This window comes from Azospirillum himalayense (genome assembly GCF_042657465.1).
GTDB lineage: Bacteria > Pseudomonadota > Alphaproteobacteria > Azospirillales > Azospirillaceae > Azospirillum > Azospirillum himalayense.
In genome coordinates this window covers 25,296-38,505 of sequence record NZ_JBHSLC010000050.1, presented here as the reverse complement: position 1 = coordinate 38,505, position 13,210 = coordinate 25,296, and the positions used below count along the sequence as shown (strand labels likewise).

The 13,210-nt window shown below is 65.0% G+C and carries 12 protein-coding genes and 1 pseudogene; 6 read left to right on the top strand and 7 right to left on the bottom strand.

Annotated elements, in window-relative coordinates:
* The coding region (locus tag ACFPMG_RS22895; protein ID WP_376997529.1) for a glycosyltransferase family 9 protein at window positions 1–752 on the top strand (752 nt) is incomplete at its 5' end.
* A 4-nt stretch (window positions 753–756) separates the two neighbouring features.
* On the opposite strand, the gene ACFPMG_RS22890 is transcribed toward ACFPMG_RS22895, so the two are convergent.
* Window positions 757–978 carry a hypothetical protein gene (locus ACFPMG_RS22890; RefSeq protein ID WP_376997528.1) on the bottom strand — a complete coding sequence of 74 codons (222 nt, stop codon included), beginning with the start codon at window positions 976–978 and terminating at the stop codon, window positions 757–759.
* An 81-nt stretch (window positions 979–1,059) separates the two neighbouring features.
* Here ACFPMG_RS22890 and ACFPMG_RS22885 point away from each other — a divergent pair.
* Window positions 1,060–1,230, top strand: a pseudogene (locus ACFPMG_RS22885) (transposase); the annotation flags it as partial.
* 164 nt (window positions 1,231–1,394) lie between these two features.
* Here the strand turns inward: ACFPMG_RS22885 and ACFPMG_RS22880 are convergent.
* From ACFPMG_RS22880 to ACFPMG_RS22855, 6 genes are all read right to left on the bottom strand, one after another.
* A complete protein-coding gene (locus ACFPMG_RS22880) occupies window positions 1,395–2,459 on the bottom strand; it encodes an Ldh family oxidoreductase (RefSeq protein ID WP_376997527.1) in 1,065 nt (354 codons plus the stop codon).
* 14 nt (window positions 2,460–2,473) lie between these two features.
* Entirely contained in the window at window positions 2,474–3,967 is a 1,494-nt protein-coding gene (locus ACFPMG_RS22875; protein ID WP_376997526.1) for a tripartite tricarboxylate transporter permease, read from the bottom strand.
* Window positions 3,957–4,448, bottom strand: coding sequence for a tripartite tricarboxylate transporter TctB family protein (locus ACFPMG_RS22870; RefSeq protein ID WP_376997525.1), 492 nt, complete (start codon window positions 4,446–4,448; stop codon window positions 3,957–3,959). The genes ACFPMG_RS22875 and ACFPMG_RS22870 overlap by 11 nt, the downstream gene beginning before the upstream one ends.
* A 111-nt stretch (window positions 4,449–4,559) precedes the next feature.
* Window positions 4,560–5,549 carry a Bug family tripartite tricarboxylate transporter substrate binding protein gene (locus ACFPMG_RS22865; RefSeq protein ID WP_376997524.1) on the bottom strand — a complete coding sequence of 330 codons (990 nt, stop codon included), beginning with the start codon at window positions 5,547–5,549 and terminating at the stop codon, window positions 4,560–4,562.
* A 331-nt stretch (window positions 5,550–5,880) separates the two neighbouring features.
* Window positions 5,881–6,855 (bottom strand): GntR family transcriptional regulator, encoded by a 975-nt coding sequence (locus ACFPMG_RS22860; RefSeq protein ID WP_376997523.1) that lies wholly within the window; start codon window positions 6,853–6,855, stop codon window positions 5,881–5,883.
* Window positions 6,856–6,873: 18 nt separating this feature from the next.
* Window positions 6,874–8,403, bottom strand: coding sequence for a UxaA family hydrolase (locus ACFPMG_RS22855; protein WP_376997522.1), 1,530 nt, complete (start codon window positions 8,401–8,403; stop codon window positions 6,874–6,876).
* A 105-nt stretch (window positions 8,404–8,508) separates the two neighbouring features.
* Between ACFPMG_RS22855 and ACFPMG_RS22850 the strand changes: the two genes are divergently transcribed.
* The 4 genes from ACFPMG_RS22850 (at window position 8,509) to ACFPMG_RS22835 (ending at window position 13,006) form a co-directional block, all read left to right on the top strand.
* A complete protein-coding gene (locus ACFPMG_RS22850; RefSeq protein ID WP_376997521.1) occupies window positions 8,509–9,438 on the top strand; it encodes a dihydrodipicolinate synthase family protein in 930 nt (309 codons plus the stop codon).
* 1 nt (window position 9,439) lies between these two features.
* Window positions 9,440–10,249, top strand: coding sequence for a shikimate dehydrogenase family protein (locus tag ACFPMG_RS22845; protein WP_376997520.1), 810 nt, complete (start codon window positions 9,440–9,442; stop codon window positions 10,247–10,249).
* A 65-nt stretch (window positions 10,250–10,314) separates the two neighbouring features.
* Complete coding sequence (locus tag ACFPMG_RS22840) at window positions 10,315–11,562, top strand: DegT/DnrJ/EryC1/StrS family aminotransferase (protein WP_376997518.1); 1,248 nt, start codon at window positions 10,315–10,317, stop codon at window positions 11,560–11,562.
* A gap of 16 nt (window positions 11,563–11,578) precedes the next feature.
* The gene (locus tag ACFPMG_RS22835) at window positions 11,579–13,006 is read left to right on the top strand and encodes an aldehyde dehydrogenase family protein (protein ID WP_376997516.1); all 1,428 of its coding nucleotides are present in this window, start codon (window positions 11,579–11,581) and stop codon (window positions 13,004–13,006) included.
* Window positions 13,007–13,210 lie beyond the last annotated feature (204 nt).

Sequence of the window (13,210 nt, the reverse complement as noted above, 5' to 3'; positions counted from 1 at the left end):
CCCGCTTCGCCCCGCGGCTTCAGGCGCGGGGCGTGCGCGTCCTCATCGAGTGCAACAGCCAGCTCGTCCGCCTGCTCTCCGCCATGCCGGGCATCGAGGGCGTGGTCAGCCGGTTCGACCCGCCGCCGGCGCACGACGCGCACGACGCCCTGGCCAGCCTTCCGCACCGGCTCGGCACCATGCTCTACACCATCCCCGCCGACACCCCCTATCTGCGCGCCGAGCCGGAGCTGGTGACACGCTGGGCGACGCGCATGGAGCCGCCCCGCGGGCTGCGGGTGGGGCTGGTCTGGGCGGGAAATCCCGGGTTCAAGGCCGACCACATCCGGTCGCCCCGCCTGAAGGCCTTCCTTCCGCTGCTGGACGTGCCGGGCGTCTCGTTCTTCGGCTTGCAGAAGGGGGCGGGGCGGCAGGACCTGGAGACCTGCGGGCCGCTGCCGCCGTCCTTCACCGACCTCGGCGCGGAGATCGCGGACTTCGCCGACACCGCGGCGATCATGGAGAAGCTCGACCTCGTCATCAGCTCCTGCACGGCACCGGCGCATCTGGCCGGGGCGCTCGGCCGCCCGGTCTGGACGGTGCTGCCCTTCTCGCCCGACTGGCGCTGGCTGGACCGGGGGCTGTGCACGCCGTGGTACCCGACCATGCGCCTGTTCCGCCAGGACCGGCGCGGCGAGTGGGCGCCCGTCGTGGGCCGTGTCCGCGCCGCTCTGCAAGCGCTTGCCCGGTCCCGCTCGTGGCCGGGGGCGTAAGGCTTCAGGGCGTCCAGGCTTCGAAGGGCCGGATGCGGCGGGCGGCGACGTCCGGCTCGATGAACAGGCGTGCGCGGGTATTGAGACGGACGGCCAGGACGCTGAAGCCGCTGGCGGGGCTGGTGCCGACCATGTCGGCGTTCATCAGCGCGTGGAAATCCTGAAGGAAGTCCAACCCCGCCCAATCCTCCACCACGTCGGCCCGCGTCACTAGATCGGAAAGCATCCGGTGAGTGCCGCGGTCAGGCAGCTTTCGTCTGCTCGGGGATTGCCTTCCATTCCCCGGGCAGGAGTTCGTGTAGGCGCATTCGGCGCGCATGACACGGTCTGCCATTCCCAGCGCGAGTGTGTTCACGGCAGCGTGCATGCCAACTCGGCAGAGGGCTTCAACGATTGTGTCCGGCGCACGATCGCCGGCGTCTTCCATCGCATCCGTTCCGACCACGTCGACCTGCATTTTGGCGAGATCGGCTGCCGCTCGGCCGTAGCTGTCCTTGGTTGATAATGGCGGCGTTGTTTCGCTGACACCTATCGCGCTGTCCTCTCACCTCGCCGATGAATGTTGCAGAGCACGCGGCCGCGCTATCTTGGTCAGGGGGCGTTGACCGTCGCCTGACCACGCGCTCGCGGATCCGCAGGATCTCATGTCGGCAGGGCGGCTGGCATCGGGACGCCCAGGCGATCGGCCCATGGCATTAAAGCATCCACGATGCCGGGAGCCAGAACCAGCCCGTTCGCAATTGCGGTCCGCTTGCGCCGCAGACCGGCGGAGCCCGGCATCCGCACCGGATTCGCTTCCTGCCGGGACGGCCCTGCAACGCATTCTCCTGCCGTGTAGCTGGTTTCCCGGATGAAGGCCTCCCTGCCTCCGAAAGCTTCGGGATCGAGCACCTGGACGAACACGGACGCGCCCCAGTTTTCAGGCCTGTCGGCTCGGCCGTGACCGCCCAGTCCGCTCGTGAGGGCTTCCACCATGAGAGCGAGGCCGAACCCCTTGTGGCCGGATTCAAGGCCTCCGAGCAGCATCAGGCTGCCCTGCGGATCATCGTCGAGCACGTTCGGATCGTCGGTTGCTTCGCCCTTCCCGTCGATAAGCCAAGGGAAAGGGGCCTTTTCCCCGGATGCGATAAGCCGCCTCGCCATTCCGACCGTCGCGATCGACATCGAGACGTCGATGAGGATCGGATCGCCGTCCGTCGGGATGCCCATCGCGATGGGGTTCGGTGTCAGGACAGGCCTGGTTCCGCCATGCGGGGCGACGGCCCTGACGGCAGGATCCGAGCTCTGGATGATGCACACCAAGCCATCCGACGTGATGGGCTCGAGATATGCGGCAAGGCACGCGATATGGTGAGCACGGCGGATGACGACCGTACCCGTCCCGAAGGTTCTGGCACGCCGGCTCGCTTCGTCGCACGCCAACTTCGTCAGCCACGGGCCGGGCAGCCAGAGCCCGTCCCACGTCGTGGCTGCCGGAAAGTCGCTGACGACGTCATACGTACCCGATGCTCTCATCGTCCCCTTCTCCAAGCTGCCGAGGTAACTGGAGAGCTGTGCGAGACCGTGGGTGCTGTGGCCGAGAAGGTCGCCTTCGACGAGCACGTCAGCGACGGTTTCCGCGATGACGGGATCCACGGCCTTGGCGGCAAGGAGACCTTTCGCAAAGGTCCTGAGGGCGGCGGGATCGTAGTGATGCTTGATGTTCATTTGAATGTTCCGGTTCAGCTCGTCACGACGGGAACCGACTGCCTCGAGCGGAACAGCCGGAGCAGCGGGATGGCCCAGACACACACGACGAGGAGCGCGATCGTGCCGGCGATGGGGCGCGACAGGAACGCGGTGAGGTCGCCGCCCGAACTCGTCATCGTGGTCACGAAGTAGTTTTCGAGCATCGGCCCCAGGACCACTCCGAGGATCGCCGGGGCGATCGGGAAGCCCGCTTCCTCCAGGAAGAACGCGAAGACGCCGAAGAAGAGCATGATCGCGATGTCGAAGCTGCTGTTGTTGATGGCAAAGCTTCCGAGGATGCAGAAGATCAGGATGCACGGCATGATCACGCGTCTGGGAAGCCGCGTTATGGCGCTGCCTCCGTGTATGGCCGCCCAGCCGACGGGGATCATGACAAGGTTGGCGATGACGAAGATCGCGAACAGCGAGTAGAGCTGCACGGCGTTCGTCGTGAAGAGTTCCATCCCGGGGTTGAGGTTCTTCATGTAAAGCACGCCAATGACGATGGCGGTGATGGAATCTCCGGGGATGCCGAAGACGAGCGCCGGGATCCAGGCGCTGGCCAACGACGAGTTGTTCGCCGCGCCCGCCTCGACCAGGCCCTCGGGGTGTCCAGTGCCGAACTTCTCGGGCGTTTTTGAACGTGCCTTGCTCATGCCCATCGACATCCAGGCGGCTATGTCCGCCCCCGCGCCCGGCAGCGCTCCGACGACGGTCCCGAAGGCGCTGCCACGCAGGAGCTGCACGGGGTATTTCGCGATGATCGCGGCCGACGCCCGGATCGCGCTTCCCGTGGACTTGATGGGTTCGCTGAAGTCCCTCCTGCTGTTGGTCGCATAGCGGAGGATTTCCGAGATCGCGAACATGCCGACCATCATCGGGATGAGGGCCACTCCGTCCAGGAGGCCCGTCTCCCCGAAGGTGAACCTCGGGATTCCGGCGTTGTTGTTCATGCCGACCGTGGCGATCGCCAAGCCGAGCATCAGCATCGCGAATCCTTTCAGCGGATTGTTCGCCCCGATCCCGGCTGCGCAGCTCAGCCCGAGGACCACGAGCCAGAAATATTCCGCGGAGCTGAAACGTACCGCTAATTCGGCGAGGGACGGAGCGACCATGACCAGGACGGCCGTGCCGAAGAGACCGCCGAACGCCGAAGACAGAAGGCCGATGCCGAGCGCCTTTTTGGCGCCGCCCTGCAGGGCCATCACATAAGACTCGTCGGTGTATGCCGCCGAGGCGGGGGTGCCCGGCATCCTGAGCAGGCAGCCCGGAATGTCACCGGCGAAGATCGCGACCGCCACCGCCGTGATCATCGTCGCAACGGCGGGAACCGGGTCCAGGAAGAAGGTGACGGGCACGAGGAGCGCTGTCGCCATCGTCGCCGTCAGGCCCGGTATCGCGCCCATGAAGAGGCCGAATATCGCCGATCCGATGATCGCAACGATCGTCTGCGTCGTGAGGATGTTGGCAAGGACGTCAGACAGCATGGAACACCTCCATGAGCAGCCGCTCGACGGCGCCCTCCGGCAGCGGAACCATGAGGACGCTGCGGAACAGCAGGAAGCAGCCTGTCGAAACGAGGACCGACACCGACGCCGCAACGCCGACCTTCGTTCTGAAGACCAGCATCAGACCGAAGAGGAGGCCTGAGGAGACGGCGAGAAAGCCCACAACGTCGGCGAAGGCCATGTAGGCGATGACGGAAGCGGGAACGGCCAACACGGAGGCAAGCGTCCGCGGGGAGAAAATGCCGTCGTTGAGGACGACCCACGGCTCCATCCGGCCTGAAGACACAGCGTTCAGCAGAATGGCCACGGACGTCAGCGCAAGCGCGACCGCGATGGTCATCGGAAAGAGAGCGGGACCGACCGTCTGCCCCGGCAAAGAGGGCAAGGTCCTGGCGCCCAGGAACAGGGCAACCGCCAGGACAAGCAGCAGAACCGCTATGATGGCGTCGTTGAATTTCATCGGAAGGCTTTCCTTCGATGCGCACGAATCGACTGGAGATGAAGAGACGCGCCCTCATAGCGGAACAGGGCAGTGACGCCCCGTGCCGCCGGTCCGGGCAGGCGGCCGCGGCTACTTCGCGAGACCGATTTCCTTCAGGCCCGTGGCCATCTCGTCTTCGCTGGTCGCAAGGAACGACTTGAGATCCTCGCCCTCGATCCAGGCGACGCCGAAGCCCCTGTTGTCCATGAACTCCTTGAACTCCTTGGACGCAGCTCCCTGTTTGACCGCGGCACGGAGCCTGTCGGCAACGTCCTGGGGCAGTCCGGCAGGCGCCATCACCCCTCGCCAGGAGCTGAATGTCAGTTCGGTCGTACCGACCGCTTCCGCGGTGGAAGGCACGTCGGGATAGCCGGGATTGCGCTTGTCGCCGATGACCGCGAGCGGGCGGACCTTGCCGGCCTGGATGAGCGAGGCAGCCTCCGCGAGCGTCGTGACGGTCACGTCAACGCCGCCGGCGACCATTTCCTGGAGGCCGGGTGCCGAGCCCTGCGAACTGACGTAGATGGGCTTCATGGGGTCCACCCCGCGGTCCTTCAGGAGAAGGCCGAAGGCGATCTGGTAGGAGCCGCCGAACGCGCCGCCCGTTGAAACACGGACCTGCTCACCGTTCTTGATGGCCTCGAGCAGTTCGGCGAGCGACTTATACTTGGAATCGGGCGTGACGACGACGGAGGTCGCATCGGTGTTGTAGACGGCGATCGCGCTGAAGTCCGTCGTCGGCCGGAACTGCGAGAGGCCCGTCGGTTTGTAGGACATGGATTCCGTCGTGGCGACGCCGATGGTGTATCCGTCCGGCGCGGCGGCGGCGATCGCCGAATGCCCGACCAGACCGTTGCCGCCCGGCCGGTTCACCACGTTGACGGGCGTGCCGAGTTCTTTCTCCATCAGGGCGGCAAGCATCCGCCCGGTCGCGTCCGTGCCACCGCCCGCCGAAAACGGAATGATCATCGTGATTGGCTTTTCGGGCCACGCGAATGCGGGCTGGCTCACGCCGGAGACCGCAGCAAGAACGGCTCCTGCCAGCAGGTTGAAAATCATCGGCTTGCGTGCCTTGTGCATTTTTCCCTCCCGTTGCGTACTCCTCGTAGTGACATAATTGCGTAATGCATGCAATAATCATTTATGCTTTTTGGCTTTTGCCGTTCTTATCCTCCGATGCAACGCCGATCCCTGCCATGCCCGGGAGCTTTCTGCGGAGTTTCGCAGACCGAAGCGTGAGGTCCGACGAGCGCCTTCCCCTTCACGGCCTTCCACCCCGGCAACAAGCCGCGTCCATTCCTGGGGCCTGTGTCGAGCACGCAGGAATCCGCATCCGGCCGAGACCTTGCGAAAGAGCACTCTCCAGCATCCACCGGGATGCGGATTCGGCGAGGTCAGCGCGCCAAAAACGCTACTGGCCGACGAGGTAGCTGACCGCCTTCATTTCGCTCACGTTGCGGAAAGCCTCGATACGCTCCGCCGCTTTCCGGCTGGAGGCGAGCAGATGCGCCGACAGGCGGGCCATTGCGAGCTGAGGATCACGCTGGAGGACCGCATCGACAATCTCCAGGTGTTCGCCCATGAAGGCGTCGATGCCCGCCATCCCCCGGATCGCCTGCTGGATATGCTTACCCGCCACCAGCACGCAGTGGGTGCGCCTCAGGCTCTCCATGATCTCGACGTTGCGCGTCCAGCCGAGGAGATCGATGTGAAGGTCCTTCTCCAGTTCGTCCAGTCGCGCGCCTTCGATTTCCGGAAAGTCCTTACCTGCGGCGAGGATGCGGGACCGCAGTCCCTCCACGAACTCGGTGGGGACCTCGTCCACGGCGGTCTGCAGCGCTGCGGGTTCGAGCAGCCAGCGGACCTCATAAAGGTCGCGGAAGCGCCGCTCGTCCAGTGGATTGACGAACCACCTGGACTTCTCGTCCCGGCTGACGATGCCCATTTCGGCGCCGCGGTTCAGGATGTCTCCCGCGACCGTACGGCTTACGCGGTAATGGCGGGAAAGGGCCAGTTCGTTGATGTGCGCGGTTCCATAGACCGCATGCAGAATCACCGTTTTCTCGAAGTCGTAGTAGAACTTCTCCCAGGCGAATGTTTTCGGGTACTCGGGCCCCTCCGGGCTGAGATTGAGCATTTCGGGCGTGAGACTGACCCGGAGCGGCTCTCCCTCCGTGCCCGCCAGCAGGCCGCGACCGCTGAAGCGCCGGACGAGCCCTTCGGCCTCCAGCGCGGCGAGCGCCTGCTTGACAGGGGTCCGGCTGGAATTGAACAGCGTCGCGATCGGTCCCTCCAAAAGGACAGCGCCTCCAGGCAGCGACTTCTCGAGCACGGCCCTTCTCAAGATGTCCGCGATCGCCTCCTTGGCGAGCGTTCTATGCGACATGCCCGTCCCTTTCACGCGTCATGTAACCGCCCCCAGCTGCCAAGGCACGAACTCATTGTCACCATAGTCAAACGTCTCGCTCAAGCTCTTCTGTCCGGATGCGACGGCGATGATCAGCTCGAAAATGCGCTCCCCGGCTTCGGAAATGCTGTCGCTCCCGTCGATGATGCCACCGCAGTTGAGGTCCATGTCCTCGCTCATTCTCTCGTAGAGCGCGTTGTTGGTCGCCACCTTGATGCACGGAGCAGGCTTGAATCCCGATACGGATCCCCGACCGGTGGTGAACACGATCATGTTGCACCCGCCCGCCACCTGGCCGGTCACCGCGACCGGGTCGTAGCCGGGCGTGTCCATGAAGACGAATCCCGGCGTGTCGATGATCTCGGCATATTCATAGACCGCCTGCAGGGGCATCGAACCGCCTTTCGCGACCGCGCCCAGAGACTTCTCGAGGATGGTGGTCAGCCCTCCCTCCTTGTTCCCATGGGAGGGATTGTTGTTCAGATCGGCGCCGTTCCTGGCCGTGTAGTCGCGCCACCAGTCGATGCGGTCCATGAGCTTTCTGGCAACCTCGGGCGTCGCGGCGCGGCGGGTGAGAAGGTGCTCGGCGCCATAGATCTCGGGTGTTTCACCGAGCACCGCCGTGCCGCCGTGCTTAACGACCAGGTCGGAGGCGTAGCCGAGCGCAGGGTTTGCGGTGATGCCCGAATAGCCGTCGGACCCGCCGCACTGCAGCGCCAGCTTCAGACCGGAGAGCGGCACGGTCTGGCGCTTGATCGCGTCGATCTCGTCCAGCATGCCGTCGATGATCCGGATGCCTTCCTCGATCGTTTTGCGCGTCCCTCCGACCTGCTGGATCGTCATCGTGCGCAGCCGCGGCACGTCCTGCAGCTCGTATGCGTCGACGAGGTGGCTGATCTGGTTCGTCTCGCATCCGAGGCCGATGATCAGCACGGCGGCGAAGTTCGGGTTGCGCGCATACCCGTTCAGGACCCGGCGCAGGTAGAGATAGCCTTCCGTATCCGTGGGAATCGCACAGCCCGTCCCGTGGGTCAGCGCCACCACGCCGTCGATGTTGGTCCGCCCCCCGAAACCGACAGTCTTGTAGTGGTTGGCAATGGCGCGCGAGACGGTGGCGGAGCAGTTCACGGACGTGATGATGCCGATGTAGTTGCGCGTCCCGACGAGCCCATTCTCGCGCACGTAGCCTTCAAAGGTCCTGCGGCGTTCGGCCGGCAGAAGCGGTGTCGGGTTCCCGTCGACCGCGAAATCATGGGAGACGTTGCTCTCCAGCATCGACACATTCGAGAGGTGGACGTGCTGTCCGGGCTCGATGGAGCGGGAAGCGACGCCGATCACCTGCCCGTACTTGATCACCGGCTCGCCGGGGGCGATGGCTGCCGTCGCGACCTTGTGGCCGCTGGGAACGGGCTCCAGCGTGACGGTTTCGCCGAGATCGGTTCCGCTTTCCAGGCGACGGGTTGCCACGATGACGTTGTCCGCATCATGCAGACGGATGGCGGCGCGTTGCTGGCTGGTGTCGCTCATCTGAAATCCATATTGCATATTGTGCGCAAAAATCATTTATGATAGCGCTCAGGAAGTCAAGAACGCTCTTTTGCGTCGCCGGCTTTTCGAGGAGGATCCTTCAGTATGAGTGCGAGAACATATTCGGGGCTGTTTCCAGTCGCGCCGACGCCGTTTCACGAGGACGGCACCCTGGACCTTGAAGGACAGCGCCGCGTGCTCGCCTGCATGATCGACCAGCAGGTCGACGGAATCTGCATCCTCGCCAACTATTCGGAACAGTTCCTGGTGTCGGACGACGAGCGCCGGCAGTTGACCGAACTCTGCCTCGAACAGGTCGCCGGACGCGTTCCGGTGATGGTCACCTGCAGTCATTTCAGCACCCGGGTGGCTGCGGACCGCGCCCGTCATGCCGCGGAGCACGGCGCCGAGCTCATCATGGTGATGCCGCCCTATCACGGGGCGAGTTCCGTGGTGACGAAGATCGACGAGACCGCGATTTACGAGCATATCGCGCGCGTGGCCGAAGCCGCGGGCATCCCCGTCATGATCCAGGACGCGCCGATCAGCGGCGTCACCCTTTCCGTCGAGTTCCTGGCGCGGTTGGCCCGGACCCTGCCTCTCGTGCGCTATTTCAAGATCGAGGTGCCCGGCACCGCCTCCAAGCTGCGGAAGCTGATCGAGGCCGGAGGAGACACGATCGAAGGCCCCTTCGACGGAGAAGAGGCGATCACGATGATGGCCGACCTGGACGCCGGCGCGACCGGCGTGATGTCGAGCGCCCTGCTGCCCGACCTCCTGCGTCCGGTCTTCGACAGGCATCGCGAAGGAAACCGTCAGGGCGCGATGGACGCTTACGAGAAGGTCCTGCCCCTCGTGAACTACGAGAACCGCCAGTGTGGCCTGCGCGCCGCCAAGACCGTCATGAAGGAAGGAGGCGTCATCGCATCCGACGCGGTCCGCCATCCCCTTGCGCAGATCGAGCCGCAAACGAAGGCGGGCCTGCTGGAACTCGCGCGCGCGGCGAATCCGTTGGCAATCCGGTGGGGCAGATAAGATGGCGGACAACAGCGAAGGCCGGATCATCACCGGCAGGACACGGGTCCTTGGCATCCTGGCCCATCCGACCGAACACGTGAAGGCCCCGCCGGCGATCAACAGGATCGCAGCGGAGCGCGGTCGCGACGCGGTCATGGTGCCGTTCAACGTCGCTCCCGCCGACCTTGCGGCGGTGGTGACGGCGCTGCGGCTGGTAAAGAGCCTCGATGGCTCGATCGTCACCGTGCCTCACAAGCAGTCGATCATGGAGTTCTGCGATGAAGTCACGCCACAGGCCGCCGCGGTGGGCGCCGTCAACATCCTGCGGTTCGAGCCCGACGGCCGGCTGATCGGCGGCCAGCTCGACGGGATAGGATTCGTCGCGGGACTGCGCGCAGCGGCCGTCGATCCTTGGGGACGGCGGGTCTTCCTGGCCGGCGCAGGCGGCGCGGCAAGCGCCGTCGCCTTCGCGCTCGCGGAGGCGGGTGTCTCGCACATCACCCTGTCCAACCGCAGCCGGCCCAAGATCGAGGACCTGCGGGACCGTCTCCAGGCCTTCAGGCCCGGTCTGTCCGTTTCACTCGGCTCCGGCGACGCGGGCGGCCATGACCTCGTCGTCAACGCTACGACGCTCGGCATGAAGACCGGCGATCCGCTGCCGATCGATCCCTCGACGCTCCGCGCCGACATGGTGGTCGCCGAAGTCATCATGGAGCCCGAAATGACCGTGCTGCTCATCGCGGCGCAGGAAGCGGGCTGCCGCGTCCATCTCGGCCGCCACATGCTCGATCACCAGCTTCAGCTCATGGCCGACTTCATGGGGCTTTGAGCAGACGCCCAGCCTATCGGACCGGATCGGTTGCATCCGGCCAATCAACAACGTCGGGACCTGTCATGAAAGAACTTGCGATCAACAACGGCCCCCGGGCGATCGAAGGCACGCTGCCGAGCTTCCGCGACGCGTCCGGCAGGACGTTCGGCGAGGAAGAGACGCGCCATCTGCGGGACGTGATGGAAACAGGCCGGCTGTCGTTCCTGACCGGACCGAAGACGTCCGAGTTCGAGCGCCGCTGGGCGGAGATGTACGGAGTCGAGACCGCCGTGGCCGTGGCCAACGGAACCGCCGCGCTGCACGTCGCCGTCACCTACCTCAACCCCGATCCCGCCGACGAGATTATTCTGTCGCCGATCACCGACGTCGGTACGGTCATCCCGATCCTGTATCAGCTTGCCATCCCTGTCTTCGCCGACGTCGACCCGAAGACGCAAAACATCGATCCCGCCTCGATCGAGCGGAACATAACCCCGCGCACGAAGGCGATCATCGTCACCCACGTCTACGGCCACCCAGCCGACATGGACGCGATCATGGCGATCGCGCGCAAGCATGGCCTGTCCGTGATCGAGGACTGCGCACAGGCGCACCTCGCCTACTACAAGGATCGTCTCTGCGGGACGATCGGCGACGTCGGGTGCTTCAGCTTTCAGCAGTCGAAGCACATGACGACCGGCGACGGCGGCATGGTGATCACCAACGGCGACGGTCGCTTCGGACGCAATCTGCGCCACTGCTCCGACAAGGGCTGGCCGCGGGAGCGTGGCGGCCGCGACCACCTGTTCCTCGCGACCAACTACCACATGACCGAACTGCAGGCCGCCGTCGGCCTCGGCCAGCTGGGCAAGCTCAAGCGGTTCGTGGACGCGCGCATCACGTCGGCCGACCGCCTGACCGAGCTTCTTGCCGGCGTCCCGGTCACGCCCGTGCTTCCGGCGGAGGGAACCGTCGGTGTCTATTTCTTCTACAGCTTCCGCGTCGATCCTGCGGCGCTGACGGTCTCCGTGCCGGAGATGATGAAGGCCCTGACCGCCGAAGGCATCGACGGGTTCATCGGCTATCCCGGTCCGATTCCGCTTTACCGCTACCCGCTCATCCGTGAGCACAGGACATTCGGCAACTCCGGCTGGCCGTTCACCCTCGATGGCGCACGCAGGGACGATTTCGCGTCCGAGCTGTGCCCGGAAGCGGAAGCGGCCTGCCGGGAGACGGTGTGCATGTGGTGGACCGACCGGTTCGAAGACCGCCATGTCGAGCAGATCGCGGCCGCGATCGAAAAAGTCATGACCGCTTACGCCCGCGCCTGATCCCTGAGGATATCCCATGTTCAAGAACTGCATCGCCGGTGAGTGGGTTGGATCGGAGGGACGGGAGAACATCAGCCCGTCCGATACGGATGACGTCATCGGCGTGTTTGCGAAGGCAACGCGCAAGGACGTGCTTGACGCGATTTCGGCAGCCAAGGCCGCCTTCCCCGCATGGTCCCGCTCGGGGCCGCTCGTTCGCCACGCCGTCCTGCGCAAGGCGGCGGACGAAATATTGGCGCGCAAGGACGAGCTGGGCGCCCTGCTCGCCCGCGAAGAAGGCAAGACGCTGCCGGAAGCCGTCGGCGAGGTCGTGAGGGCGTCGCAGATATTCGACTTCTTCGCGGGCGAGGCGCTCAGGCTCGCAGGCGAAACCGTTCCCTCCGTCCGCCCGGGGATCGCCGTCGAAGTCACCCGCGAGCCTCTCGGCGTGATCGGCATCATAACGCCGTGGAACTTTCCGATCGCGATCCCGGCGTGGAAGATCGCCCCGGCGCTCTGCTATGGGAACACGGTCGTCTTCAAGCCGGCGGACCTGGTCCCGGCCAGCTCCTGGGCAATCGTCGACATCCTGCAGCGCGCCGGTCTCCCGGCAGGCGTCCTCAACCTCGTCATGGGACGCGGGTCGCTGGTCGGCCAGGCGATCATCGACAGCCCCGACATCGCCGCCATCACCTTCACGGGGTCGACCCCAACCGGAAAGAAGATCGCGGCGGCATCCGTCGAGCACAACCGCCGCTTCCAGTTGGAGATGGGCGGCAAGAACCCGATGGTCGTGCTCGACGACGCCGACCTCGGGGTGGCCGTCGAAGCCGCGGTGAATTCCGCGTTCTTCTCGACCGGGCAGCGCTGCACCGCATCCTCACGCCTGATCGTCACCGAAGGCATCCACGACCGCTTCGTCGCGGCGATGTCCGAGCGACTGGCTTCTCTCGTCGTGGACAACGCGCTCAAGCCGGGAACCCACATCGGCCCCGTGGTCGACGAGGGGCAACTCCGGCAGGATCTGGATTACATCGGGATCGGGCAGAGCGAAGGAGCCCGCCTCCACTTCGGCGGCAGGCTCCTGGAACGGGAGACCAAGGGATATTACCTGGAGCCGGCTCTCTTCACCGAAGCGACCAACGACATGCGCATCTCCCGCGAGGAGATCTTCGGACCGGTGGCCGCGGTGATCCGGGTCAAGGATTACGACGAAGCGCTGTCCGTCGCCAACGACACGCCCTTCGGACTTTCGGCCGGCATCGCCACGCAGAGCCTCAAGCACGCGACGCACTTCAAGCGAAACGCCGAGGCCGGCATGGTCATGGTGAACCTTCCCACCGCGGGAGTTGACTTCCACGTGCCGTTCGGCGGCAGGAAGGCCTCGTCCTTCGGTCCAAGGGAACAGGGACGATACGCGGCAGAGTTTTTCACCACCGTCAAGACAGGCTACACTCTCGCCTAGGAGCCTGTTTGAGAAGGCGGCCGGCATACATCATGCAGCGGGGATTTGCGGTTTCTCTTCTATATATTGTCCTCCTTGGGACTTCGCAAACGGCTCCGAGAGCAGCGGGGAAACGGCGGAAGCTCCGAACAGCTTCCGCCACTTTGTAGGCAAAGTGCATTATTTTTGCGCACGCACGCCCATTATCCGGCTGTGTAGGCTCAC

Bases quoted from the DNA above. Each gene is read 5' to 3' on its own strand.
- ACFPMG_RS22870 (WP_376997525.1), bottom strand. From the start codon at position 4,448: ATGAAATTCAACGACGCCATCATAGCGGTTCTGCTGCTTGTCCTGGCG.
- ACFPMG_RS22890 (WP_376997528.1), bottom strand. From the start codon at position 978: ATGCTTTCCGATCTAGTGACGCGGGCCGACGTGGTGGAGGATTGGGCG.
- ACFPMG_RS22865 (WP_376997524.1), bottom strand. From the start codon at position 5,549: ATGCACAAGGCACGCAAGCCGATGATTTTCAACCTGCTGGCAGGAGCC.
- ACFPMG_RS22860 (WP_376997523.1), bottom strand. From the start codon at position 6,855: ATGTCGCATAGAACGCTCGCCAAGGAGGCGATCGCGGACATCTTGAGA.
- ACFPMG_RS22880 (WP_376997527.1), bottom strand. From the start codon at position 2,459: ATGAACATCAAGCATCACTACGATCCCGCCGCCCTCAGGACCTTTGCG.
- ACFPMG_RS22840 (WP_376997518.1), top strand. From the start codon at position 10,315: ATGAAAGAACTTGCGATCAACAACGGCCCCCGGGCGATCGAAGGCACG.
- ACFPMG_RS22835 (WP_376997516.1), top strand. From the start codon at position 11,579: ATGTTCAAGAACTGCATCGCCGGTGAGTGGGTTGGATCGGAGGGACGG.
- ACFPMG_RS22850 (WP_376997521.1), top strand. From the start codon at position 8,509: ATGAGTGCGAGAACATATTCGGGGCTGTTTCCAGTCGCGCCGACGCCG.
- ACFPMG_RS22855 (WP_376997522.1), bottom strand. From the start codon at position 8,403: ATGAGCGACACCAGCCAGCAACGCGCCGCCATCCGTCTGCATGATGCG.
- ACFPMG_RS22845 (WP_376997520.1), top strand. From the start codon at position 9,440: ATGGCGGACAACAGCGAAGGCCGGATCATCACCGGCAGGACACGGGTC.
- ACFPMG_RS22875 (WP_376997526.1), bottom strand. From the start codon at position 3,967: ATGCTGTCTGACGTCCTTGCCAACATCCTCACGACGCAGACGATCGTT.